The organism is Adlercreutzia sp. CNCM I-6207 (assembly GCF_977072305.1).
Genome location: NZ_CDRVLZ010000012.1, coordinates 50,371 through 74,926 on the forward strand (window position 1 = coordinate 50,371; position 24,556 = coordinate 74,926).

Here is a 24,556-nt window from a genome sequence, read left to right on the forward strand (position 1 = left end):
CATGCGCGACTTCCGCAACCCCCGCTACAAAGTGCTGCGCGACCGCGAGGAGTGCATCAAATGCGACCTGTGCGTGCGCCAATGCGCCAACGAGGCGCACTACCGCGACAAGAAAACTGGCGCCCTTCGCGCCGATTCCATGAAGTGCGTGAACTGCCAGCGCTGCACGCTTCTGTGCCCCACCCGGGCTCTCGCCATCACCCGGTGGCCCCAGGTGGACGCCGGAAGCGCCGTGTGGACCGAGAGCGCCATGGACGACATCACCGCCCAGGCCCAGACCGGCGGCGTTTTGCTCGCTTCCATGGGCAACCCGAAGAGCTACCACATCTACTGGGAGCATCTGCTGCTGAACGCGAGCCAGGTGACGAACCCCTCCATCGATCCGCTGCGCGAGCCCATGGAGACCCGCGTGGTGCTGGGCAGCCGCCCGAGCAAGCTGCGCGTGAACGAGCGCACCCGCACCGTCGTCTCTCCCCTGCCGCCCCAGCTGTCGTGCGACGTGCCCGTCATGTTCTCGGCCATGAGCTTCGGCTCGGTGTCGCTTAACACCCAGAAGGCGCTGGCCCTAGCCGCACGCGAGCTCGGCACCTACTTCAACTGCGGCGAGGGCGGCCTGCACCGCGACTTGGAGCCCTACGCCGACCGCGCCATCGTGCAGGTGGCCAGCGGGCGCTTCGGCGTGGACCCGCACTACCTGAACGCCGGCGCCGCCATCGAGATCAAAATCGGCCAGGGCGCCAAGCCCGGCATCGGAGGGCATCTGCCCGGCGAGAAGATCAACGAGGAGGTGTCGCGCACCCGCATGATCCCCGAGGGCACCGACGCCATCTCGCCGGCGCCGCACCACGACATCTACTCCATCGAGGACTTGCGCCAGCTCATCTTCTCGCTGAAGGAAGCCACCGACTACGCCAAACCCGTGGCCGTGAAGGTGGCCGCCGTGCACAACGTGGCCGCCATCGCCTCCGGCATGGCTCGGGCCGGCGCCGACATCATCGTGCTGGACGGCTTCCGCGGCGGCACGGGCGCAGCCCCCAAGCGCATCCGCGACAACGTGGGCATTCCCATCGAGCTGGCCCTGGCCGCTGTGGACGAGCGGCTGCGCCAGGAGGGCATCCGATCGACGGTGAGTCTTGTGGCCTCAGGAACCCTGCGCAACGCCGCCGACGTGGTGCGGGCCGTGGCCCTGGGCGCCGACGCCGTCTCCATCGGGTCGGCGGCGCTCATCGCCATGGGCTGCCACCAGTGCGGCGACTGCGCGAGCGGCCGCTGCAACTGGGGCATCGCCACCCAGCGGGCCGATCTGGTGAGCCGCCTCGCCCCCGAGGCCGCCGCCGAGCGCGTGGTGAACCTCGTGTCCGGCTGGAACCGCGAAATTCAGGAGATGATGGGCGGCATGGGCATCAACGCCATCGACTCTCTGCGCGGCAACCGGCTGATGCTGCGCGGCGTGGGGCTCAACGAGAAGGAACTGGAAATCCTCGGCGTGAAGTACGCGGGAGAGTGATCGCATGGCTGAAACCATTATCGTGGAATTGGGAACGAAGCACTTCCAGGAGGCCAATGCCGCCGTGCGCGCGGCCCTTGCCGAAGCCGACACCGTCTGCATCGTGGAGGCCTACGCCCAGCGCTACCTTGGTTGCACCCTGCCCGCGGGCAAGCGTTTGGAAATTCACGGAACCCCGGGCAACGATCTGGCCTGCTATATGGACGGCGGCGAGGTGGAAGTGTTCGGAAGCGCCCAGGACCAGACCGCCAACACCATGAACGCCGGCACCGTGGTGGTGCACGGGCGCGTGGGCGATGCGGCCGGCTACGCCATGCGCGGCGGCGAGCTCATCGTGCGCGACGGCTGCGGCTGGCGCGGCGGCATTAACATGAAGCAGTACGGTGGGAAGTGCCCGGTCATCGTCATTGGCGGGGACGCGGGCAACTTCCTCGGCGAGTACATGGCCGGCGGCATCATCGTGCTTATGGGCCGCGCCGGCGATCATTTGGCCTCCGGCATGCACGGCGGGGTCATCTATCTGCGCCGCAACAACACGCCGGCCGTGGTGCCCGACGGGCTGGATCTAAGGGAGCTGACCGACGAGGACACGGCGACCCTCGGCGCGCTGCTCGCCCGCTACGACGCCTGCTTCGGCACCGAGCCCCACGAGCACGCGAGCGTGAGCGAGTTCGTCGCTTTGCGCCCCGCCTCCAGCCGCCCTTACGCGGCCATGTACGCGAGCTAGCGGTCGTTCGACGCTCGGACCGTTTCACAGCGCGACCATGCGACAGCGCACAAATGCAGAGGGCGCCTCGGTTCGAAAACCAGGGCGCCTTCGCTAATTCCAGGGGTCTTCCGAGAACAAGGGCTCTCGTTCGGCAGGGCGATCGGAATAGGGGTCGTAGCCGTCGTCGTCCTCGTTCTCCGCGCGAACGAAGGGGTCGGCGAAAGTGGCCGCACGGCTATCGCGCCCCCGTTGGCCCTCGCCTAGCACCGCAGAAGGGCGGCCCTCCCCCTTTCGCTGGCTCGGCAGCGGCTTCACCACGATACGAGCATGGGGGTCGTTCTTTGGATCGATTGCCACAGATTTCCACCTTTCAAAAACGCGTCTCGCTGCCTACCTTTTCGGACAACCGAAAAGCCCGAGTCCTTCGAAATGGGCAAAATGGCCTACTTCTCGTAGTCGCCGATAGCGAAATCACTCTACAGCTAATTCCCCACCAGGTGAAATAGCGCCAGCAACAGAAATCGCCCTGCAGAAAACTACGAGAAGTACCCTCGTTTGCTCATTTCGCGCAGACGGAAGCTGCCCGAACGCCCATCTCCCCTATTCCCTATCGCCAGCGCGGGTGATGTCGTAGGGGGTCGTTTGGTACACATAGTAGTTCAGCCAGTTGGTGTAGAGCAACTGGGCGCAGGAGAACCACGTGGAAACCGGCTCGCGCGTCGGGTCGTCGTCGGGGAAGTAGTGGGCCGGCACGGCGATGCTCATCCCCTTGGCGATGTCGCGGTCGTATTCCGCTTTCAGCGTCTCGCGGTCGTACTCGGGGTGACCGAACACGAAGAAGTTCTGCGAGTCGGTGGACTTCGCCACGTACACCCCAGCCTCGTCGGACACCGCGATCAGCTCGAGCGCGGGATGCGCCTCGATGTCGGCCGCCCGCACCTCGGTGAAGCGCGAATGGGGCGCGAAGAACCTATCGTCGAACCCGCGCACCAAAGGCGAGGTGCGCTTGACCACCTCGTGGGGGAACACGCCGAACATCTTCTCGGGCAGCTCGTGCTTGGGCACGCCGTAGTGATAGTAGATGCCGGCTTGGGCGCCCCAGCAGATGTGCAGCGTGGAGTGCACGTGGGTCTTCGACCACTCCATGATCTCGCAGAGTTCCGGCCAGTAGTCCACTTCTTCGAATTCCAGCCGCTCCACCGGCGCCCCGGTGATGATAAGGCCGTCGAAGTGCTCGTCGCGCACCGCGTCGAAGGTGGTGTAGAAGGCCTCCAGATGCTCGGCGGCCGTGTTCTTCGAGTCGTGGCTCGCCGTTTGCAGCAGCTCCACTTCAACCTGCAGCGGCGTGTTCGACAGCTTCCGCAGAATCTGGGTCTCCGTGGTGATCTTGGTGGGCATGAGGTTCAGCAGCAGCAGCCGCAGCGGACGAATGTCCTGGTGCATGGCGCGATGCTCGGTCATGACGAAGATGTTCTCGTTCTCCAGCGCCGCCGTGGCCGGCAGCGCATCGGGAATGCGAATGGGCATGCGTCCTCCTATTCCACGGCAGCCAGGGCCTGGTCGATGTCGGCAATGAGGTCGGCGGCGTCCTCGATGCCGCAGGACAGGCGGATGAGGTCGGCGCTGATGCCGGCCGCCTCAAGCTCCGCGTCGTTCATCTGGCGATGAGTGGCGTTGGCCGGGTGCAGCACGCAGGTGCGGGCGTCGGCCACATGGGTGGCAATCTGGGCCAGCTTCAGGTTCTTCATGAACGTCTCGGCCGCCGCGCGCCCGCCGGCCACGCCGAAGCTCACCACACCGCAGGAACCCTCCGGCAGATACTTCGCCGCGAGCGCCGCCTCCGAGTCGCCTTCCAGCGACGGATGGCGCACCCAAGCCACCTTCGGGTGGCTCGCCAGGTGCTCGGCCACCGCGCGTCCGTTGGCGGCGTGCCGGGCCATGCGCAGGTGCAGGCTCTCCAGCCCCAGATTGATGAGGAAGGCGTTCTGCGGCGACTGGATAGAGCCCAAATCGCGCATGAGCTGCGCCGTCGCCTTGGTGATGTAGGCACCTTCCAAGCCGAAGCGCTCGGTATACACCACGCCGTGGTAGCTCTCATCGGGCGTCGTGAGCCCCGGGAACTTGTCGGCGTGGGCGTTCCAATTAAAGCGGCCCGAATCCACAATGACGCCTCCGACGGAAGCGCCGTGGCCGTCCATGTACTTGGTAGTGGAGTGGGTCACAATGTCGGCGCCCCACTCGATGGGCCGGCACAGCACCGGCGTGGGGAAGGTGTTGTCCACGATGAGCGGCACCCCGTGGCCGTGGGCCGCCGCCGCGAAGCGCTCGATGTCGAGCACGGCCAGCGCCGGGTTTGCGATGGTCTCGCCGAAGACGCACTTCGTGTTGGGCCGGAAAGCGGCTTTAAGCTCCTCGTCGGTGCAGTGCGGATCGACGAAGGTGCACTCCAGGCCCATGCGGCCCATGGTGTGGGCGAGCAGGTTGTAGGTGCCCCCGTAGATGGCCGAGGAGGCCACCACGTGATCGCCCGCGCCGGCGATGTTGAACACCGCGAAGAAGTTCGCCGCCTGGCCCGAGGAGGTGAGCATCGCCGCCGCGCCGCCTTCCAACTCCGCGATCTTCGCCGCCACCGCATCGTTGGTGGGGTTCGCCAAGCGCGTGTAGAAGTAGCCGGACTCCTCCAGATCGAACAGGCGCCCCATATGCTCGCTCGTGTCGTACTTCCAGGTGGTGTTCTGGTAGATGGGCACCTGGCGCGGCTCGCCGTCGCCGGGCCGCCATCCGCCTTGCACGCAGGTCGTTCCAATCCGCTCGCTCATTCAGGGCTCCTTTGGGTCTCGCATTTTTTCGCTCGCCCATTATAGGGGCACCCGGGCCACCCCGGTTATAGGAAGTCCCCAGCGAATGTCATCGGAAAATCCGAGAGCTTTCTGCCGAGACCCCCTCGATTATCCTGAAATGAACTATTGTTCTAAGAACATTTGTTTGCTATAATTCGCTTTGAGAAGACGGCAGTACTTGCATTTATTGTTACTAATTGTTACAATAAATTGCGCCATGCAGGAGGTCGAGAGACATGCCCATGACAGCTAGAGAAGCGATACGGCTCACCAAGAAAATGGGCGGCCGCTTCGTCAGACACGGAGCGAAACATGACATTTTCGCGAATGCTGCTGGCGAAGAGTTCCCTATCCCCCGGCATCCCGGAGATCTTTCGCCGGGGGTCGAGCGAGCCATCAAAGAAAAGCTAGGGCTTCTCTAATACTTCACCTAATAGAGAGGAAGCGACCTATGAAGTTTCTCTACGAAGCCATCCTCACCCCGTGGAGCGGCGGGTGGGAGGCAGAGTTTCCCGACCTGGGTATCTGCACCCAGGGGGACACTCTGTTCGATGCGGCTTTCATGGCGCAAGATCTGCTGACCCTCTGGATCTCCCAAGCGCTTCGCGAAGGACGGCCCTTGCCGGAGCCGCGGATGGACCATCCCACCCCCGCAAACGGCAAGGCCATCGCCGTTGCCGTGGAATGCGATGCCGACACGCCTTCCCTCACCACCATGACCGTCCAAGAAGCGGCGGATACCCTCGATGTCAGCACCTCGCGCATACACGCCATGATTCGCGACGGCATTCTGAGAACCGAGAAAGTTGGCAGCGCCCGCCTTGTGTCAGCCGACGATGTCATAGACTATTTCAATAGCCCCCGAACCGCTGGCCGCCCAAAGAAGGTCGCGACCGCCTGATTTCGGGAGATGTGTCTAGCGGGCCTCCACCTTGTCGAGGAGTTCCTGTCGGTTGTTGACCAGGGCCTTCTCGTAGATGTGGCGCACGTGGGTCTTCACGGTGCCCGTGGTCACGAACAGCTCGTTGGCGATGTAAGGAAGGGTGCGACCGCGCACCAGCAGTGAGAGGATCTCCGTCTCGCGGGCCGTTAGTCCTACTGCCCGCGCAAAAACAGCGGCGGAATCTTCTCCCTGCGCTCCGACGCCAGCGGCACAATCACCATTCGGCAGCGTTGCAGCCTCGGTGGTGCCGCCGTCCTCAAAGAGCCGTTCTCCTGCCGCAACACCAGAAGAGCCGCGTCCGGCAGCAGCAGCCTTAACCCGATCGGCGCCTCTCGTTTCGGCTTCCATTTCTTCCGTACCGCCGTCTTTCTCCTCGTTCCCCTCTTCCCCCACCTGCGCGGCTCGGGCCACCACCATGAAGAACAGCGCGAGCACACCGGCACCGCATACGGCAGACAGCAGCAAAGGCGTCTCCCCCGCCACCTGAAACAGCAGCTTTCCCGCCAGGTTCCCCGCGAGCACCACGGCGCTGATCAGCGCTTGGCCCACACCGAAGGCCACCAAGGGGGACAAGCCCTGAAGGCGGGTGCTGCGCGTCACCACCACATAGACGAGCGGCTGGAAGAACAGCGTGCAGCCCTGAACGAGCGCCCCTCCGACCGGCACCGCCGCCGCACCGAGCACCAGAATGGCCACAAGACCCACGACGCTGAAGGTGACGGTGATGCGATACAGCTGCGCTACGGAGAAGGCCGTCCGCTCAGCCGTCAGGGGCACGAGCGCCATGGTGGCGATGCAGGCGCAAAGAGCGATGCCACCCGGGTAAAGGCTGTCGGCCCCCTCGTAGGAAGTGCCCATGATGACCGAGGCCATCACGTTGCCCACAAGGGCCGCCACGGCAATCACCCCCAGCGAGCGCCACGGAAGCGCATGTAGCTCGCGCGAGCCGGCCGTCACCTCACCGGGAGCCTTCCCCGAGGAACCCGGCGAACCCGCTATGTCGGTAGAGAGAGCAGAGGAGGGGAACACCTCGGGAGCAAGCCCCGAACGTGCCGAGGCATCCCAGAACCAGAGGCCCCAGGAAGCTAGGGGCAGAAAGACAACAACGACCTGGGCCGCCACGACAAAGGGCGTTGCGACGTAAAGCAAGAGAATTGCGAAATAGATCCCATAGGCCACGAGGAACGAGACCATGACGACTGCCGACACATCCCTCGACTCCAAGGAGTAGCGGGCGCCCCAGGCGCAGCCGAGCAGCGTTCCCGCAACCCCGCATATCGCCCCGCAGCCGACGAGGGGCCATGGCGCGTCGATCGCCACCGTCAGCGGAAGCAGCGCGCTCGCCAGCGCGAGCAGCGAGGCGCACACCAGCAGCACGCCGCGCCCCACCGCAACGGAGCGCTTCCGCAAAGCGAGGACGATGGCCACAGCGGCAACCACCACCGCACCTTGGGAGACGAAGAAACCGACTTCGATGCCGACACCGCCGACCGGTCGCTCGGCGGGAATGAGCACGGGGCTCAGATACGCCAGAAACCCCCAAGCCCACAGGCAGGCCGAGCCGAACACCGCCCGGCCCCAGCCCACGCGGCGGGCGCCCCGCACCGCCTCGGCACCTTCTCGTTCATTTAGCACAGCCCCAGCCACCACACGCTCCTCTCTTGAACTGGAGTAAGTATCGCACAGATCAGCGCGGCCATCACGAACAACCACGGGAGACGACATGACTTTGACCTGCGTTTTCTCAAATATCTACCGTTTCGGTAGATGGGGTTAGCGCACCTGGCGAGCAAAGATAGGGCCACCGCGTTGAGGCTCCGGCAAAGGGCCGGCACCCGACGCCGAGAGACACGATGGAGGGAACATCATGACCGAATGCACCCAACCCAGCACCCCGTCCGCCCCGTGCCCCACGGGTAGCTCGAACCCCGCCGCGGCGCCTTCCGTGAGCCGGCGCGGCTTCCTCTCCGGCGCGGCCGTCGCCGCCGGGGCCGCCGCCCTCGCAGGCCTTGCGGGTTGCGCGCCCAAGACCCAGGCCGAAGTCGCGGGCGAGACCATAGCCGCAGACGATGCGGCGACCGGCGGCGCCATGCAGACCACCGATCCCGCCAAGGCCGTCTGGCCCGTGGTGGAGGAAGTGGAAGTGGGCTCGGCCGGCGAGGGAGTGGTCGCTTTCGTGGCGGAGCCCATCCCCGCCGATAAGATCGTCGCTACCCACGACGTGGACGTCGTCGTCTGCGGCCTGGGACCGGCCGGCGACGCTGCCGCCCTGGCCTGCGCTGAGCAGGGCCTGAAAACCGTGGCCGTGGAGAAGCAGAACCGCGGCAACTACAACTCGGCCACCATCGGCGGTACCAATTCCGAGCTGCACAAGTTCTGGGGCATGGAGTACGACACCACCGAGTGGATGTCAGACGCCATGATCGGCTGCTCGTTCCAGGCGGACATGACGCTGTACCAGCACTACCTCGAGAAGAACGGCGAAGCCGTGAACTGGTACATCAGCCACTTCGACAACCAAGACTTCAACGACTACCCCCTCACCTTCGCCGCCGGCGACTTCCCCGACTTCCGCGAGCAGTACGACCCCACGGCGCTCAGCCGCTCGTGGAACACGTCGCTGAACCTCCCCTATCCTCCCGGCGAGCTGGCCGACATTCTCGCTGGCATCCTCACCGAGGCCGGCGTCGAGATCCGCTACGAGACCCCGGCCTGCCAGTTGGTGACCGACGAGGCGGGCTCCGTGACCGGCGTCATCGTGAAGAGCGCCGACGGCTATGAGCAGTACAACTGCGCCAAGGGCGTCGTGCTCGCCACCGGCGGCTACGAGTTCAACCAGCAGATGCTGAAAGAGCGCTGCCGCCCCCGTGGCGTGCCGGGCCGCTGGCTCACTGGCGCCTTCGGCAACACCGGCGACGGCCTTCAGATGGGCGTGGCCGTCGGCGCTGCCGAGGATGAGTTCCCGCAGTCCATCATGCTCGATCCCGAGCAGCTCATGCCCTTCGTGCGAGTGAACAAACTCGGTAAGAGGTTCACTCCCGAGTACGACCCCTACGGCCAGCTGGCCATGGCCATCCAGTACCAGCCCGGCACCTACGACTTCTACATCGTCGACAGCGCCCTGGATACCAAGATCGACAAGATTTGGACGCCAAGCTCCTCGTGCTACGGCCCCAAAGAGAACTGGATCGCCGCCGCCCAGAGCGAAAACGCCTTCAAGGCCGATACCCTGGAAGAGCTGGCCGAGCTCATGGGAGTGCCCGTCGACGCCTTCGTGGAGACCATCAACCACTGGAACGAGATGTGCGCCGCCGGCGCCGATACCGACTTCGACATGCCCGGCACCATGATGATGACCATCGACCAGCCGCCCTTCTACGCCACCAAGGAGTACGCCGACGGCCTGTGCACCACCGGCGGCCTCATCGTCGACACCGAGTGCCGCGTGCTCACCAAGGATCGCCAGCCCATCCCGGGCCTGTTCGCGGCGGGCATCACATCCGGCGGCATGTTCTACAACACTTACCCGCACAACTTGAACTGCCTCTCGCACACGCGCAACTGCCTGATGGGCTACACTATCGGCCAGGTGCTCGGCGGCAAGGAGTAGCTCCTCATCCCCACTTATTCCGATAGGGCGCCTTCCCTCCCCGCGCCCTGCACGCGAACGGGCGGCCGCCAAGCGCGCCGCCCGTTTCGTTGTCGTCCTTCTACCCGCGCACCGCGTCCGAGGGCACGATGGTCATCGATTGGAAGCGGTCGGCCATGTAGGTGTCGCCGAACTCGTGGTCGTAGAACTGCTGGATGGGCGTGTCGATGGGGTCGTGGGACAGGCGCATGTACCAGCAGTCGAGCGCCTGCAGGGTCATGACGGCGTCCACCAGCATGAAGCAGGCGGCCACGGTGGTAAGCATATAGCGCCAGTTCCACGGAATGAAATTCACGAGCCGCAGCATGAACGGCAACAGCAGCTTTATCCATACCACGCCGAGCAGCCCCCAGCAGGCCATGAACGGCAGGCACGTGCGGCCGCCGAACAGCGATCCGGGCATATTGGAGTAATCCCAGGCCACCGCTCCGAACGCGTACTGCATGAACAGGCTCACGAACGCCTCGAAGGCACCGCCGATGACCGCCGCCACCAGAAAGATGACGAGCCAATTGCTTTTGTGAAAGCGGTTGAGGAAGATGGTCATAAGTACCGCGCCGCAGCCATAGATAGGCGAGAACGGGCCGAACAGCAGGCCCGCGCGGTCCTGCCACTGGCCCGGCACCACGAACAGAAAGTGGACGATCTCCTCCATGAGCAGCCCCAGCACGCTGGCCACAACGAAGATCCAGAACAGGTTGAAGAAGTTCAGCGTGATGTAGCCCTTGCCCGAGGGGTCGCGACCGAGCGTCCCGGCCTCCCCCTCCGCGTGCTCCTCGGCCTCGCGGGCCTTGCGATGGGCGCGGCGTTCTTCGAGCAGCGAGGGGTCGAGGTAGCTCTGCAGCGCCACCGTGACCGCGAAACCGACGCCGTAGGGAATAAGCTCGTAGCCAATGCCGGCCAGCATGATGGAGCACAGAGCCCCGGTCAGAAGAAGCACGTACAGCCCGTAGGAGAGCAGCGCTGCCCAGCGCCGCTGGTTGCGGATGAGGCGCACGCCGAACACAATGAGCGTGACGGCGAGGGCCACCAGCACGGCCAGATTCACGAAGGTCACCACGATGGTGGAGATGCCCTCCCCGCGCATAGCCCCAGAGTCGAACATGGTCACGGCCTGATAAATGGTCTTCGCGATGACCGGCAGCGCGACGCCCGAGCCGATAATGAGCAGCACGCCGAACACGCGCAGCACCACCGGCAGGCGCTTCTTGTCGGCGGGGCTGGTGAATTCGGCAGCGATAGTGGCCGCGGTCTCATCAAGGGCGTGCTTTTTCTCGGCTAGAGCCTCCTTAGCGTCATCGACAATGACGCTCGGGTGCTCCACGGCGCGCACGACATCGCGGGCCTCGTCGGCGGCGTGGGCGAGCTTTTCCTCGGCCGCATGCACGATGCGCTCGGGGTGGCGCGCGTCGTCTAAGGCCTCGCGGATCTCTTCTTTGTCGCGAGCAACGTCGGCCACCAGCTCGGCATGATCGTTATGTAGCTGGTCGTGCCACTCGCGATGAGTTTCAGCCACGTCGGCCTTCTCGAATTCCACGGCCTTCTCAAGGTCGTCCCGCAGGTCGGCCTCGGCCTTGTGCGCGGCCTCTTCCAGGTGATCTACATGGCGTTTTTCATCTCCCATGGCCGGCCTCCTTTTCCCTGAACGCGTGTCTCGGCATCCAGTGTAAAGGGGCGCTCTGTGAAACCATGACCAACTGACGCAACGTCTGCCAACCCGATAAGCCCTCGTTATGCAGCGGTTACGGGAAACAAGCGGCCGGCGGCCTACCCCCAGCAGGCGATGAACATCGCAATGCCCACGAACACGACGGCCAGCCCCATAACGGCCATAATGTCGCTCAACTTGTGCACGTCAGCCTCCTCGCGCTCATTCTGCTCCGACCCTCTATCTACTAGACGTTTGAGAAGCCCGTTTTGTTGCACGCCCCACCCACCTTCCACAAAAGCAGCACGAACCAGAGAGCGCCTCAACCGCGAAAAAGGGCTACAAAGAAACGCGCAGGACAAGAACGTCGAGCAGGCGCCTCGCCAATCTAGCGCCCGAGGATCCCGTCGGTGTAGGCGTTGCGCGGGTGCACTTGGGCGGCATCGCGAGCGTTCGCCAGCTTCAGGGCGATAACGCGCCACGGGCTGCAATCGAGATACGCAACTTCCATGGCCGAAAGATCGGCATTATCGATGCCGTCCTGCTCGGCGAAGCTGTTACGGTAAATGACGAAGGCGTAGCGGATTACGCGCGTCTCACCCGGCATCAGCGTGTCATACCCGCCGGCAAGACCCACTATGAAGTCATCGCCACCAAGAGGATACAGCGCTGCTTGAGCATAATTGTCTGGAAGCATCCCGGCATCCATCATCGCATTATCGCCCGTGAAGGCGGCACACCGCAGCACAGGGTTCGGCGGTGCCGCGGGTTCGGTGCCGAGATTGCCAACCTCTACATCGACCACCACCATGCGAACGTCCTCGTCGGCGAACAGCATTCCCGAACCTGCCGAGAGGTTCGTCTCGACGTACAGCGGATACCATTCCGTAAACGCCGCCGGAGACACCATGGCGCAATCGACGACGCGGGCCGAGAACGGGGCGATCTCCTCATCCCAGCTCTCGCTTTCCATCGAGGCCTTTCTCTCGGCATCGGTCATGGAATCCCAGTCCTCCTGCAGGTAGGGGCTTGCCTCAAGGTCGTATTTCATTCCCCAGTCCAAGTCATCCAGCACGACGGTCTCGCCAAAAGGCACTTCCACAATCTCCTCGGCCTTCCAATGGGGAGCGTAGCCCGAGGACATCCCCGTCGGCGTCTCCTGGGTTAAGGTAGCGCGCGCGGGCTGGGCGATGAAATGCGGCACCATCCAGCCGAGAGCCGCCAGAAGCACCCCTATGACCGCGACGCCGACAACAACGCGAATCGCCCGGTTCGGCTCTGACGCCTTCAAGCTCGTCTCTTCGGCCATAGCTCGCTCCTTTTCGCTCGATTACCGAGTCCAAACTAGCACGGGATCAGGCCAAAGGGCAATGGTGAGGTTTTTCACCCTAGGGCAAGCGCCTGCAATAAGATAAAGTGAGAGGCATCCAATCGGAAAAGGAGCCGAACCCGTGATTCCCTTCGCCAGCTTCATTATCGTCTTTTCCGCCCTAATCGGCGTAGGCGCGGCCTGCGCGGCCGTTGGGCAAGCTTGCTTTCGCCGACGCAGCGACGATGTGAGCACACGGCTGGCGGTACTGTGGTCGGTCGCGAGCATCGGGCTCTCCATTGTCGTGCCGGCACTGGATGGATTTCAGGCATCCAAAACGGCCGCGATCGCCTCAGCGGCGCTGCTGGCAGCAACCGCACTGGCCTCCTTTTTCCTAAGTCGTTACTGGCGCGAAGCCGCCATGAAGCGCGAAGCAGAGCGTTTGCAACTGGCGAAAAGCGGCTACGCTGACTCGCAGCTGGCCGACCCGGAGGTGCCGCAAGAGCCTGATATCGAAGCCCTCTGCGCCAAGGCCGCCCGCACCTACGACCTCACCCGCCGCGAAGAGGATGTGCTGCGCCTCCTCGTTGAAGGGCGCACGGCACCGCAAATCGCCGAGGAGCTCGTCGTCTCTCCCAACACCGTGAAAACCCACGTGCGCAACCTCTATCGAAAGCTCGGCATCAACCGCCGCGCCGACCTCGCCTGCCGCCTCGAGAGCTAAGAAGCGATTCTTACTAGGGACAGCACGCGCTGGTATTGTTCAATTCCTGACTTTGTGGAAGCCGCGCTGTGATGTTTGTGCTATCTTGATAGCAACGCTCTTTCTTGCAGCATGTTTCGCGCGGTTCTCGCCTATTTGCTGAGCGTCTTCTATCCATTTTTACGTAGGAAGGAGACTTGAGCATGTCTGAAGCAGCTAGCACATCGAACATCGTCCTTTTCGAATCCTCCGATGGGGAGGTGAGATTAGATGTCGCGGTTGACGTCGGAAAGGACGAGATCTGGCTCAACCGCTCTCAGATGTCTCTCCTGTTCGATCGCGATGTCAAAACCATTGGCAAGTATATCGCCAACGCGCTTAAGGAAGAATTGGAGAACTCACCGAAACCAACTGTCGCAAAATTTGCGACAGTTCAAAAAGAGGGGAATCGCGAGGTAGAGCGGCAGGTCGAATACTACAACCTCGACGTCATCATCTCGGTGGGCTACCGCGTGAAGTCTCAGCGCGGCGTTGAGTTCCGTCGCTGGGCCACCGACGTCCTGCGTCGTTATATCGTCGAGGGCCGCGCCGAGAACGAGAAGCGCCTGATCGACGGGCTATCATCGTGCAGCTGCCCCTAATCCCCGTAGGGGATGACGCCTGTGAAAGGGTAGGAGCCGTCGGTGGCTATGAGAAGGTAGTTGTCGGCGCCGCCGAACTCGTCGTCGGAGGCGTCGATGACGTACACGTTGGCGAAGTGACCGCGCAAGCGCTCCACCTGGGAGAAGAGGCGGTACATGGCGGCGCCGGTGTATTCCACGACGCAGTTAGCCATGAGCAGGCCGCCCGGCGTCAAGCGCGCGCGGGCGCAGGCGATACCCTCGTCACTGACGAAGAACGGTACCGCCTCGCGCCCGACGAAGACGTCGTTGATGATGGCATCGTAGGGGGCGCCGTCCGACCGCCGCAGGAACGCCTCGCCGTCTTCCACGAAGATGCGCAGATCGTCGGCGCGGCCCTCGGCGGCCAGCTGCATCTCCAGACGATCAAGGAAGAAACGCTCCCGGGCGATTTGCACCATGGCCGGATCAATCTCCACCACGTCCAGCGCAACGCCCGGATGCTCCAGCAGCAGCTGCTTGGGATAGGCGAACCCAGCGCCACCAAGCATGAGCACACGGTTTACAACCAGCGGATCCAGCGCCTCGGGAAGCGCCGCCTCGAAGAGGTGGTCGAAGGATCGCAGGTACGCAAAGGGGCACGTCGCCCAACGCTCGTCCAGATAGGTCGCCGACTGCAGCACCCCGCCCACATTCAGCATGCGCACAAGCGACCCGTCCTCCGCCGGCATCGCATACACCGCCGCCTCTCCGAACCGAGAAGGAAACACCTCGCGCTTCCCCGCGCGCCCGGTAACCCTGTCCCACCAATCCGCCAGCACCATCGCTCCTTTCCGAGCCTGCAACTGCGACCACGGCCGAACCTTATCGCACTCTGTGCCACAGTATCGCACAGAAACCCCCGTGTTAGTTTCAGTTGCTTGCCTGATCGGGCGGCAATCGCTATGGTTGAAAGGAGAATGAGATCATCGGCGACAAGGAGGGCCTTGTGCTGGCCGTCGCCCTCTACGCCATACCGGAGTTCTCGGGTTCCATAGCGATCCAAGAAGCGGCGATCAACCGTACTATCATAGAATACGAGCTCAACGGCCAGACAAGCCAGTTCGTCATCGACCTAGACGCCTACGACCCCACAGCGGTCATCAGTTACACCGGCTCCCCCACCATAGCCGACGCTGTCGACGTCCAGCAGTTCTACAACATCCCAGGCAGCGCCAGCGAATTCGAAGAAGCCGTCTGCACCTACATAGAAGACCACGGCGGCACCGTCACCTCCGTAGAGACGATCTCGGAGTCTTAGCTAGATTATTAACGGTATATCAGCGAATCTCGGGGACTCGTTCGGCCAGCCCCTGGAAACTCATCTAGCAGAGCACCTAGCCTCAGCCTTCCCATTGTCCTCGACAGCACCTGGTACCACCAGCCCGCAGCTACAATTCCTCATTCGACGGCGTCAGCGCCTGTCACGATTTCGCGGGGTGCCGTTGTCTGTAGCGCAATGCACCTTCAACTTCGGAAACTGCAAAAGCCCAGATCATGGCCATGGGATATCTTGGTCGTCGGAATCGGCGTAGAAGCAAACTGAGTAAGGCACATCGTCATTGGTAGGATCATCGTCTTCGCGACTGGCGGCGGGAAGCCACAACTCGTGACGAAGCACGATACCGCCCATCGCCTCTATAGCTTGATTCGCTCGCTCAGAGAGCGCATCCAAGCTTCCCGGCTCATTGAGGAGCTCCGCCGCGCTCATGGCCTCCGCCATGCCCGGTTCCCCGGCACAGCCAATAACGCGCCCATAGTCCTCTGGATCCAGGAAAAGCCGTATCGACTTCCCTTCGCCATCGAGGCGATAGATGATCTTATTGTAATCCGGATCGTCTGTCACGCTGTCCCACCATATCGTGTAGGAGAATTGCTGGTTTGGCAGCCAGATAAAAAGACCGAAGACAAGCACCATAACCGCCGCGCCGACGAGCGCCCATTTGAGGGCGCGCACCAGGCGATCGAGCCGTTGCGACTCACTGGCAATGCGCTCATCAAGAAGAGAGGTCTCCCACGCAAGGTCGTCCGGCTTTTTCTCCACCATCGCACTCTCCCCCAGCAGTTCAGCGGCGCTCACTCCGAGGGCACGGGCCAGGGCCACGAGCGAATCGGCGTCGGGAACCGAGGTGCCACGCTCCCACTTCGAGACGGTCTGGCGCACTACGTGGACGCGCTCGGCCAACTCATCCTGGCTCAATCCCTGCTCAGTGCGCAGCTTCTTGATGGTGTCCTTCAGCATGGCGTCAGCCCTTCTCGGAAACGTTCTCACCGCTTCACCGTAACAAGAAAGCTCCGCATGCGCAAGCAACGATGCTTAACAAAGGGGCGCTGAGCTGGCCTTGCGACGCAAGTGCGGTCGGCGCGAGGAGCAAAACGAGACATTCCCGCGTCATTTATGCGGTCGTGATCGAATAAAGTGGCCCTCCCCCTTCCATCGATTTGAGGAGAAGCCCATGAAGGAAAACGAACTCGAGTTCAGCGATTGGCCCATGTTCGATCTTCTGATGACGAACGAGGAGCTTTGCCGCGAGCTGCTTGAAGTAGTCCTCAATGCACCAGTGTCGAACATTGAGTACATCATCGCCGAGAACGATATCCGTCCGACGCTCACCAACCACGGCGTGCGTCTCGACGCCTACGTAAAAACCGAGAACGAGGTTTGCAACATCGAGATGCAAACAGTCAAGCGGGCTAAACTCGGTCGCCGCTTGCGCTTCTATCAGGGCGCCATGGACACCTTGGCACTACGCCGTGGCGAGCACTACGGAAACCTCCCTCCCTGCTACATCGTTTTCATCTGCCTGCACGATCCCTTCAATGCGGGGCTGCCGGTATACACGCTAAACGTAAAGTGCCAGGAGAATACGAGCGTGAAAACGGACCATGGGTTCACCTGGATCGTCTTGGCTGCCCCTGCCTGGGACAGGCTCCCTCCGGGACGCCTGCGAAACCTGCTACACTATATTGCTACCGGAGAAGCGGGCGACGATCGGTTCGCCACGAAACTAGCCGCCGCCGTAAGGGCAGCGAACGGCGACGAAGCGTGGAGAAAGGAGAAGATGGCCTTGCTGACATTCGAGGAAGACATGGAGATCCAGAGACGCATGCTCGAGGAAGACCGGGAAGACCTCGAGACTCTAAGACGCATGCTCGAGGAAGACCGGGAAGACCTCGAGGCCCGAAGGCGCATGGTCGAGGAGCAAAGGCGCACGCTTGAGGAGCAACAGCGCGTGCTTGAGGAGCAAAGGCGCATGCTTCAGGAAGATCTCGAGAAACTAGAGCACATCGCCGTCGAGACAACGGAAAGCGAGGGACGGGCTGAAGGTCTTGAAGAGGGAGAAGCGCGTCTTGGCGCGTTGGTGACGGCGCTGATCGAATCGGGTCGCTCGGAAGAGGTAGCACTCGTTGCAACCGATGCCGCCGCTCGCCGTGCGCGATTCGAGGAATTCGGCCTCTAGAAAGAGCTTTCTCACGCTCACGTCTCCGCTCCACGTAAGACGGACTCGCGCGTCAGAGGGACCATCCTCCGACGCGCGAGGTTCGCCGTGGGCCGAAAGGTGAACCGTTTTATAGGGCCGCGGTGGCAATGCAGCCGGCGAGGACGAACACGGCAACGGCGAGCAGGGCGATGGCGCAGAGCGTGGTGATCATGATAGGCTCCTTTCGCTCGGGCGGGACGCGGGCTGGGCGATGTGCTCCCAATTGAGCCTTTCGGCGGTTCCGCATCCCCCAATTTCGATGGTTCCATCATGGCAGCATCCACTTACGCTGCCGTTGCGCGTATCTTACGGTTTTGTCGTTTAAGCGCCGGCCTTGGCGAGAAAGATGTCGGGGTCGAGATCCTCCCATGAGGCGATGAGGAAGTCGGCGCGCTCGAAGAGCTGGTCGCGGGTGCCGGAGATGTCGTTGTCGTAGATGGCGCCAGTGCGGTAGCCGGCCGCGCACAGGGTGTCCAGGGCGTAGGCGGCATCTTCGAAAGCCCAGGTGTGGGCGCGATCAGTGCCGAGGAAGCTGCGGGCGTGGTCGTAAACAGCCGGTTCGCGTTTGCTCGTCTGCAGGTCGTCTACAGACACGACGGTCTTCATGTAGGGGGCGAACCCGCAGCGTTCCACGCAGGTGGCCAGCATATCGGCCGGCGTGGAGGAGGCTACCGCCATAGGCACGCCGCGCTCGTGCAGGGCCTGCACGAAGGCCAGCGCGCCCGGACGAGCCTCCACTTCGTTGGCGTAGAAGGCGCGCATGCGGTCGAAGATCATCTCGAGCACCGCCTCGTTGCTCTCGCCGAGACCGCATTGCTCATGTAAATAGGCGCTGGCCTCGGGCAGCGACATGGTGGTGATGGCTTCGGCGTCGGCCTCGGTCAGCGTGATGCCGGCCTCGGCCGCCAGCGTGCGATCCACCTCATGCCACGCTCCCATGGAATCCACCAGCGTCCCATCGCAATCGAAAATAACTCCGATGTCATTCATTTCACAACCTCACATTCTAGGCAAAGTCAGCGAGAGGCTCTGACGCGTTTCAGATTCGCCCGCCTTTGGGCCAAGTTGGCTTCGCCAACGCCGAGCCCAAAACAAGGGTGAATATGAAATGCGCCAGAGCCTCGCAGCGTCGAGTGGTCCGTGCGGCTGTCAGGCCGCACGGAACAGATTACTCTTCTACGCGGATGACGGAAGGCGTGTCCAGCACCACGTTGTCCAGGGCCAGGGCCTCTTCCAGAGCCTCGCGGATGTCGCGCTCGCGGCAGCGGTGGGTGACCACTACCTGGTCGACGCGCTCGGCACCGGAACGGCCGCGCTGCACGATAGACTTCACCGAGATGTTGTGGCGCGCGAACACGCCGGCCATGGTTTCCAGAACGCCCGGACGGTCGGTCACCGAGAAACGCAGGTAATAGCGCATGACCAGCTCGTCCATGGGCAGGATGGGCAGGTCGTCGGTGCAGGTGCAGCCCACAATGGGAGCCACGCCCTGCTGAATGTGGCGCGCCACTTCCAGCACGTCGCCCATGACGGCACTAGCCGCGGCACCCGCGCCGGCGCCCTCGCCGAAGAACATGGTCTCGCCCACAAAGTCGCCCACCACGTAAATGGCGTTGAACACGCCGTTCACGGTGGCCAGCTGGTGGTTCGTCGGGATCATGGTGGGATGCACGCGTACATCGACCCCATCCTCGCGGCGATGGGCGATGGCCAGAAGCTTGATGACGTAGCCCATGTCGCGAGCAGCCTCGATATCCACCGGCGAGATATTCGTGATGCCGTCGGTAAAGACATCGTCCAAGGTCACGCGCGAGTTGAAGGCGATGGAAGCCAAGATGGCGATCTTCGCCGCCGCGTCGAACCCGCCCACGTCCGCCGTGGGGTCGGCCTCGGCGAAGCCCTTCTGCTGCGCCTCATGCAGGGCATCCTCGTAGGACAGGCCGTTGTCGGCCATGCGGGTGAGCATGTAGTTGGTGGTGCCGTTCACAATGCCCATGACCGAGGTGATCTCGTTGGCGATGAGCGAGTGCTTCAGCGGATCGATGATGGGAATGCCGCCGCCCACGGACGCCTCGAAGGCCAGTTCCTTGCCGGCGGCCTCGGCAGCTTCCATGACCTCCTTGCCATGGGTGGCCATGAGCGCCTTGTTGGCTGTGACCACATTCTTACCGGCAGCGAGCGCGTTCAATACGACCGTGCGCGCGATGGTGGTGCCGCCGATGAGCTCCACCACGATATCGATCTCGGGATCGTTGATGATGTTGTTGAAGTTGTCGGTGAACAGGTGGCCGACCCCGTGGGCCTCGGCCTCGGCCGACGACAGCGAGCACACGCGCGCCAGCTCGATATCCACACCGAAGTGACGCAGGAAGTCGTCCTTGTGCTTCTGGATGATGTCGATGCACCCGCCGCCGACGGTGCCGGTGCCCACCAAGCCGATTTTCACTGCCATGTTACGTCCTCTCCCGAGCGCGAAAGTTCTCTGTGATCGAACGATTATACAGGGACAGCTACGGAAGTCGTACATCAGAGCGGGGAGAGGGCGGTTTCCCAGACCTCTGCGCGCCCCCGGAGAACGCGGCCGTTAAGAAACAGCTTCCACTTCAGCAGCAGTGGTGTCGGGATGGTACCGACTCATGTGCGTTCCTTTCGCTGTTTCTTTTGCCGCGTTCGCAGGGGGATAAAGCGCGCAGCGGGCTGGGAAACCGCCCTCTCCCCGCTCTGCCAAAGGCTTCTATTCGAAAATCTCCTTCTCCACCACGAGCTCGTTCTTAATGTGGCCCACGAGCTTTTGCAGTGCGTCGATGCAGTTGGGTCGGATGTCGGCACCGATGAGCACGTACATGAGCGAATCGCCCACGCTACAGCGCCCCTCGTTCAGCCAGGTACGCACATAGTAGACGCCGGGCCAAGTGAGCGCCTCGGCCTCGGCGGCGGCCAGGCCCTCCGCATCATAGGAGAACTCGACGGCCACCACCTTGCCCAAGCCTTCTACCCCTTCGCGCACCTGGGCCTTCGGGGTGATACGCACCACGCCGTTGTGGGTGAGGAACATGCCGCACTGGGCCGCCGCCGGATCGGCCTTAGCCTCGCGCAGCCACTGATCGATAGAAGGTTCGGTCTTCGCCATTTCGCGTCCTTTCGTTCGGGGCATTCCAAAGTAGAGCATTTCGCTCGACATTATTTGCTGCCGAGAATATACCACAGGAGCTGGCACCTCGACCGCACGCCGCCATTCGTTCCGAAATATCACACGGAAGGCCGCCGATTTTAAGCACTTGAAACAGAGCCTTGTTACCATAGGCGCCAGATCATGAGAGACCTGCGCTGCTGCAACGCGGCGCCGTGACACGCCGAGAAAGGACGCGGAAATGTCCCTGCCCGCCTCAGACCTGACGAAGAAGCCCGATATGCGCACCACTATGGAGCTGGGCGCCGTGCTGCCCGAGACCGCCGAGGTGCGCGACGACCACCTGTTCATCGGCGGCGTCGACATGGTGGAGCTGGCTCGCAAGGAGGGCACCGCGCTCTACGTGTTCGACGAGGCCGACCTGCGCCACCGCATGGAGGCCTACCGCGAGGCCTTCCGCAGCCGCTACGAGAACTCCGACATCATTTACGCGTCGAAGGCGTTCCTGAACAAGGAAGTGGCGCGCATCGCCGAGGCCGAGGGGCTGTGCCTGGATGTGTCTGGCGGCGGCGAGCTGGCCTGCGCTCGCTCGGTAGACTTCCCCATGGAGCGCGTGTTCGTCCACGGCAACAACAAGACACCCCGCGAACTGGAAGAGGCCATCTCCGCCGGCGTGGGGCGCATCGTGCTTGATTCCCGCATCGAGCTGGCCCGCGTGAACGAGATCGCCGGGCGCCTCGGCGTGGTGCAGGACGTGTACATGCGCATCACCCCCGGCGTGGAGGCCGACACCCACGAGTACATCCGCACCGGCTGCGAGGACTCGAAGTTCGGCTTCACCATGCGCGAGGACTTCGCCTTCAAGTGCGTCGGCGACGTGCTGGCCGCCGAGAACGTGCGCCTTGCGGGCCTGCACTGCCACATCGGCTCGCAGATCTTCGCGCTGCACTCCTTCCGCGAGGCGGCGGCGGTCATGGTGGAGTTCATGGCCCGCATCCGCGACACCTACGGCCACGAGATCACCGAGCTGGACTTGGGCGGCGGCTTGGGCATCGCGTATTTGGCCGAGCATCAGCCCTCTTCCATCGACGACTTCGCCGAGGTCACCTGCTCGGCGGTGCGCGATTTGTGCGCGCTGCACAACCTGCCGTTGCCGCGCCTTCTGGTGGAGCCGGGCCGCTCGCTGGTGGCCCCGGCCGGCGTCACGCTGTACACCGTGGGCATCTTGAAGACGCTGCCGGGCATCCGCAAGTACGTGGCCATCGACGGCGGCATGTCCGACAATATCCGCACGGCGCTCTATCACGCCGACTACGAGCCCACCATCGCCAACAAAGCCGGGCAACCCCGCGAGGAAATCGTCACGCTGTGCGGCAAGCACTGCGAGAGCGGCGACGCCGTGGTCATCGACATGCCCCTGCAGAAGGCCGACCTCGGCGACATCGTGTGCGTGTTCGGCACCGGTGCCTACAACATGACCATGGCCAGCAACTACAACGGACAGCCCCGCCCGGCCGTGGTGTTCGTGCGCGACGGCGCATCGCGCGTGGTCACCCGCCGCGAGACCTACGAGGACCTCTACCAGCGCGACCTGTAGGGCACCGGCTTCTTGTCGGTTTTATTGCGGCGGGTTGGCGGAACCGTAATAAGGAACGGTTCACACCCTGGCAACGAAACCAGCTTGCTAAGGTGAAGGCAATCGCGGGAAGCGGCACCCACCCTCATGCCCATTTCCGCTCGTCCCTTGAGGCTCTGGGGCTCGCCGTTGGCGCGAGGCCTTGCGCCGCACGTTCAGGATCGAGGCCAAGCCCTATGAATGCCATTTACCTGCGCAGCAGCGTCCGTCAGTACACCGACGAGCCGGTGGACATCCGAGATATCGAGAAGCTGATGCGTGCCGCTATGGCCGCCCCCTCCGCCGTGAACCAGCAGCCCTGGGAATTCTACATCGCGCGGGACGAGACCACGCGTCTGGCTCTGGCCGCTTCAAGCCCCTACGGCACGCCGGCCAAACTCGCCCCCTGCGTCATTGTGGCGCGCCAGCGCACCGAGGGCCTGCGCGCGCCGCAAGACGCCTCCTACGACATGAGCGCTTCCGTGGAGAACATCCTCATCGAGGCCGCCAACCTGGGCCTAAGCGCCGTGTGGCTCGGCATCGCGCCGGAGAAGGATCGCATGGCCGCTGTTGATGTGGCTCTGGGAAGCCCGCGCGGCGTTACGCCCTTCGCGCTCATCGCCGTGGGCCATCCCGAGCACAAACCGGAGCCCAAAGGCCCCACGCGCTACGACGAGACGCGCGTGCACTGGATTTAGCATCACTCGGCCTTGGCCTTACGCTGGGCATCGCGACGGGCGCTGTTGCGCTCGGCAGTAACGTCGCTGAAGGCGCGGGTGAGGCCGCGCAGGGCATTCAACATGATCGTGCGATCCTCCGCAGGCGCTCCCATCACGCCGTCGCGCAAAATCGCCCACTCGCGGCCGCCCTCGAAGAGTTGGGAGGCATCGGTGATGCCGGCCGCCTTCAAAGCGGCGAACAGCGCGTTCACCATAGCCTCGCACTCGCTGCCGTCCAGGGAGGCGAGCCAGCGAGCCAGCGCCTCAGCGCGACGCTGCGTGCGCTCGGGAAGCTCGGGGAGCGTGGCGAAGGCCTTCAACGCTCCGCTCACGTTTCGCGCAGTCTCTGCATCCCGCACCTCGCCCGTATCGCGCGCACCTTCCGCATTGCTTCGACCCGCCTCGCCGTCCGCGCCTTCTACGACCCACCGGAACACCGAATGCTGCTCGAAGCCGCGCCCGGTGGCCTGCACCACCTCCACGGGCATGAAGGATCCCATGAGGATGCCCACCATGGAATCGGCCGGCACCTGCTTGGTCATGCGGCCCGCAAGCGGCTCGTAGTCAGCCGCCGTGAACAAACCGGCTTTGAACCCGGGACCATCGTGGTTGTACAGGCGCGCGATGCGCTGCTGCACCTCCGGCGCCGCCGTGAGCGCCGCGTACTCGGCCAGGTTGCCGCCCTTGGAATGGCCGCCCACCAGGAGCGTCTCGGGAAGACGCGAATCGGCGGCCACTGCCGCCAGATAGCGGGCCGCCAGCACCTGGGCCTCGACCGGCGCCCGATAGGCCATGTTGAAGTCCTCGCGCCACCCGGTGAGCGTCGTATCGGTGCCGCGAAAGCCCACGTAAGCGAAGTGCCCGGGGCACACGTAGGTCGTGGCGGCGAACTGCAAGTCGCGCGCCTCATCGAACGCAGCTGCGTGATCGTAGATGAGCAGATCGCGGAAGCGCGGGCTGGCAGCCATCCAGAACAGCTGCTGCTTCATCTGCGCCGCGTGCATGCCGGAGAACATCGTAGGGAACAGCTCGGCCCGCATAAGGTCGGCGAACCGCACGGGATCCAGCGGCGCCGTCGCATCCTGGGTCATTTCGGCTCGGTCCCGCCTCGCCGCCGGAGAAAGCTCCGCGACCTTCTCCATACTCGCCGCTTTCGTCCCCGCAGCGCCAAGACCCTGGGGGCCGACCAGCGGATCGTCGGCTCGAGCGTCCGCGCCCTCCTTCGCGGCCCGCAGGCCTGCGCGTTCACCTGCACGTTCGCCCGCACGCCCCCGCAGGCGGCCGAGCAGACCGCGCAGCTCGCTTAAAGCCCCATGGCCCGCACGCACCTTCGGGAACGCAGCCTCTCCCGAAACCTGCGCACGGTACACCTGGGGCATGATGCCTTCGCCCCGTGCCATGCAGAACTGCGCGAGCAACGCCGAATCCACGGCATTGAAAGGCACTTCATCGAAAGTAGCCAGCTGGGTTTGCAGATATGTGAGCACATCGTTCATGACTGCATTATGGGATACCGCCGCGCCGCGCACGGCCGCCTCCCCCACCAGACACGGAGCCGTTGCCAAAGCAGCCTCGCGCCACCATGACCTTTCCACTTATCTTCCGCTACAATGACGCTGCAATTTCATTCAAAACGCTCGGGA

The 24,556-nt window shown here is 63.4% G+C and carries 25 protein-coding genes; 11 read left to right on the top strand and 14 right to left on the bottom strand.

The window, feature by feature from the left end:
* Window position 1 precedes the first annotated feature (1 nt).
* Window positions 2–1,507: a glutamate synthase-related protein gene (locus ACW4QM_RS07420; protein ID WP_455798340.1), complete on the top strand. Its 1,506-nt coding sequence runs from the start codon at window positions 2–4 to the stop codon at window positions 1,505–1,507.
* Between the two features lie 4 nt (window positions 1,508–1,511).
* Complete coding sequence (locus tag ACW4QM_RS07425) at window positions 1,512–2,234, top strand: GltB/FmdC/FwdC-like GXGXG domain-containing protein (RefSeq protein WP_114540432.1); 723 nt, start codon at window positions 1,512–1,514, stop codon at window positions 2,232–2,234.
* Between the two features lie 93 nt (window positions 2,235–2,327).
* Here ACW4QM_RS07425 and ACW4QM_RS07430 read toward each other — a convergent pair whose 3' ends face one another.
* From ACW4QM_RS07430 to ACW4QM_RS07440, 3 genes are all read right to left on the bottom strand, one after another.
* Window positions 2,328–2,573, bottom strand: a complete 246-nt coding sequence (locus tag ACW4QM_RS07430) for a hypothetical protein (RefSeq protein ID WP_227069472.1) — start codon at window positions 2,571–2,573, stop codon at window positions 2,328–2,330.
* Window positions 2,574–2,816: 243 nt separating this feature from the next.
* Window positions 2,817–3,743, bottom strand: a complete 927-nt coding sequence (metA, locus tag ACW4QM_RS07435; protein WP_114540431.1) for a homoserine O-acetyltransferase MetA — start codon at window positions 3,741–3,743, stop codon at window positions 2,817–2,819.
* Window positions 3,744–3,751: 8 nt separating this feature from the next.
* Window positions 3,752–5,035, bottom strand: coding sequence for an O-acetylhomoserine aminocarboxypropyltransferase/cysteine synthase family protein (locus ACW4QM_RS07440; protein ID WP_114540430.1), 1,284 nt, complete (start codon window positions 5,033–5,035; stop codon window positions 3,752–3,754).
* Window positions 5,036–5,298: 263 nt separating this feature from the next.
* Between ACW4QM_RS07440 and ACW4QM_RS07445 the strand changes: the two genes are divergently transcribed.
* Window positions 5,299–5,478, top strand: coding sequence for a type II toxin-antitoxin system HicA family toxin (locus tag ACW4QM_RS07445; protein WP_227069497.1), 180 nt, complete (start codon window positions 5,299–5,301; stop codon window positions 5,476–5,478).
* A gap of 29 nt (window positions 5,479–5,507) precedes the next feature.
* On the top strand, window positions 5,508–5,957 hold the full coding sequence (locus ACW4QM_RS07450; protein WP_114540428.1) for a type II toxin-antitoxin system HicB family antitoxin: 450 nt from the start codon (window positions 5,508–5,510) through the stop codon (window positions 5,955–5,957).
* A gap of 15 nt (window positions 5,958–5,972) precedes the next feature.
* Here ACW4QM_RS07450 and ACW4QM_RS07455 read toward each other — a convergent pair whose 3' ends face one another.
* On the bottom strand, window positions 5,973–7,646 hold the full coding sequence (locus ACW4QM_RS07455; RefSeq protein WP_181869738.1) for a response regulator transcription factor: 1,674 nt from the start codon (window positions 7,644–7,646) through the stop codon (window positions 5,973–5,975).
* A gap of 220 nt (window positions 7,647–7,866) precedes the next feature.
* On the opposite strand from ACW4QM_RS07455, the gene ACW4QM_RS07460 reads away from it, so the two are divergent.
* Window positions 7,867–9,609: an FAD-dependent oxidoreductase gene (locus ACW4QM_RS07460; protein WP_114540426.1), complete on the top strand. Its 1,743-nt coding sequence runs from the start codon at window positions 7,867–7,869 to the stop codon at window positions 9,607–9,609.
* A 100-nt stretch (window positions 9,610–9,709) separates the two neighbouring features.
* Here ACW4QM_RS07460 and ACW4QM_RS07465 read toward each other — a convergent pair whose 3' ends face one another.
* From ACW4QM_RS07465 to ACW4QM_RS07475, 3 genes are all read right to left on the bottom strand, one after another.
* Window positions 9,710–11,272, bottom strand: coding sequence for a putative ABC transporter permease (locus tag ACW4QM_RS07465; RefSeq protein WP_198161079.1), 1,563 nt, complete (start codon window positions 11,270–11,272; stop codon window positions 9,710–9,712).
* Window positions 11,273–11,415: 143 nt separating this feature from the next.
* Window positions 11,416–11,574 (bottom strand): hypothetical protein, encoded by a 159-nt coding sequence (locus tag ACW4QM_RS07470; protein WP_157012946.1) that lies wholly within the window; start codon window positions 11,572–11,574, stop codon window positions 11,416–11,418.
* A gap of 110 nt (window positions 11,575–11,684) precedes the next feature.
* Window positions 11,685–12,605: a hypothetical protein gene (locus ACW4QM_RS07475; RefSeq protein WP_114540425.1), complete on the bottom strand. Its 921-nt coding sequence runs from the start codon at window positions 12,603–12,605 to the stop codon at window positions 11,685–11,687.
* A 142-nt stretch (window positions 12,606–12,747) separates the two neighbouring features.
* Here ACW4QM_RS07475 and ACW4QM_RS07480 point away from each other — a divergent pair, with 142 nt between their 5' ends.
* Together ACW4QM_RS07480 and ACW4QM_RS07485 are read left to right on the top strand one after the other, a co-directional pair.
* Window positions 12,748–13,329 (top strand): response regulator transcription factor, encoded by a 582-nt coding sequence (locus ACW4QM_RS07480; RefSeq protein WP_227069470.1) that lies wholly within the window; start codon window positions 12,748–12,750, stop codon window positions 13,327–13,329.
* A gap of 182 nt (window positions 13,330–13,511) precedes the next feature.
* Window positions 13,512–13,949, top strand: coding sequence for a virulence RhuM family protein (locus tag ACW4QM_RS07485; RefSeq protein ID WP_114540424.1), 438 nt, complete (start codon window positions 13,512–13,514; stop codon window positions 13,947–13,949).
* Here ACW4QM_RS07485 and ACW4QM_RS07490 read toward each other — a convergent pair.
* Entirely contained in the window at window positions 13,946–14,752 is an 807-nt protein-coding gene (locus tag ACW4QM_RS07490) for a spermidine synthase (RefSeq protein ID WP_114540423.1), read from the bottom strand. The two genes, ACW4QM_RS07485 and ACW4QM_RS07490, sit on opposite strands and share 4 nt — an antisense overlap.
* A gap of 164 nt (window positions 14,753–14,916) precedes the next feature.
* On the opposite strand from ACW4QM_RS07490, the gene ACW4QM_RS07495 reads away from it, so the two are divergent.
* Entirely contained in the window at window positions 14,917–15,228 is a 312-nt protein-coding gene (locus ACW4QM_RS07495; RefSeq protein WP_114540422.1) for a hypothetical protein, read from the top strand.
* Window positions 15,229–15,462: 234 nt separating this feature from the next.
* Here the strand turns inward: ACW4QM_RS07495 and ACW4QM_RS07500 are convergent, their stop codons facing one another.
* Window positions 15,463–16,209 carry a helix-turn-helix transcriptional regulator gene (locus ACW4QM_RS07500; RefSeq protein ID WP_114540421.1) on the bottom strand — a complete coding sequence of 249 codons (747 nt, stop codon included), beginning with the start codon at window positions 16,207–16,209 and terminating at the stop codon, window positions 15,463–15,465.
* A 214-nt stretch (window positions 16,210–16,423) separates the two neighbouring features.
* On the opposite strand from ACW4QM_RS07500, the gene ACW4QM_RS07505 reads away from it, so the two are divergent.
* The gene (locus tag ACW4QM_RS07505) at window positions 16,424–17,428 is read left to right on the top strand and encodes an Rpn family recombination-promoting nuclease/putative transposase (RefSeq protein ID WP_114540420.1); all 1,005 of its coding nucleotides are present in this window, start codon (window positions 16,424–16,426) and stop codon (window positions 17,426–17,428) included.
* Between the two features lie 109 nt (window positions 17,429–17,537).
* On the opposite strand, the gene ACW4QM_RS07510 is transcribed toward ACW4QM_RS07505, so the two are convergent.
* The 4 genes from ACW4QM_RS07510 to ACW4QM_RS07525 form a co-directional block, all read right to left on the bottom strand.
* Window positions 17,538–17,672: a hypothetical protein gene (locus tag ACW4QM_RS07510; RefSeq protein WP_264468681.1), complete on the bottom strand. Its 135-nt coding sequence runs from the start codon at window positions 17,670–17,672 to the stop codon at window positions 17,538–17,540.
* A gap of 98 nt (window positions 17,673–17,770) precedes the next feature.
* Window positions 17,771–18,439, bottom strand: a complete 669-nt coding sequence (locus tag ACW4QM_RS07515) for an HAD family hydrolase (RefSeq protein ID WP_114540419.1) — start codon at window positions 18,437–18,439, stop codon at window positions 17,771–17,773.
* 178 nt (window positions 18,440–18,617) lie between these two features.
* Complete coding sequence (locus tag ACW4QM_RS07520; RefSeq protein ID WP_114540418.1) at window positions 18,618–19,901, bottom strand: homoserine dehydrogenase; 1,284 nt, start codon at window positions 19,899–19,901, stop codon at window positions 18,618–18,620.
* A 282-nt stretch (window positions 19,902–20,183) separates the two neighbouring features.
* Entirely contained in the window at window positions 20,184–20,579 is a 396-nt protein-coding gene (locus ACW4QM_RS07525; protein WP_114540417.1) for a molybdenum cofactor biosynthesis protein MoaE, read from the bottom strand.
* 241 nt (window positions 20,580–20,820) lie between these two features.
* On the opposite strand from ACW4QM_RS07525, the gene lysA reads away from it, so the two are divergent.
* Together lysA and ACW4QM_RS07535 are read left to right on the top strand one after the other, a co-directional pair.
* Entirely contained in the window at window positions 20,821–22,176 is a 1,356-nt protein-coding gene (gene lysA / locus ACW4QM_RS07530) for a diaminopimelate decarboxylase (RefSeq protein WP_114540416.1), read from the top strand.
* 215 nt (window positions 22,177–22,391) lie between these two features.
* Window positions 22,392–22,892: a nitroreductase family protein gene (locus ACW4QM_RS07535; RefSeq protein WP_114540415.1), complete on the top strand. Its 501-nt coding sequence runs from the start codon at window positions 22,392–22,394 to the stop codon at window positions 22,890–22,892.
* Between the two features lie 2 nt (window positions 22,893–22,894).
* On the opposite strand, the gene ACW4QM_RS07540 is transcribed toward ACW4QM_RS07535, so the two are convergent.
* Window positions 22,895–24,508 (bottom strand): Mbeg1-like protein, encoded by a 1,614-nt coding sequence (locus ACW4QM_RS07540; protein WP_147270661.1) that lies wholly within the window; start codon window positions 24,506–24,508, stop codon window positions 22,895–22,897.
* Window positions 24,509–24,556: the final 48 nt, after the last annotated feature.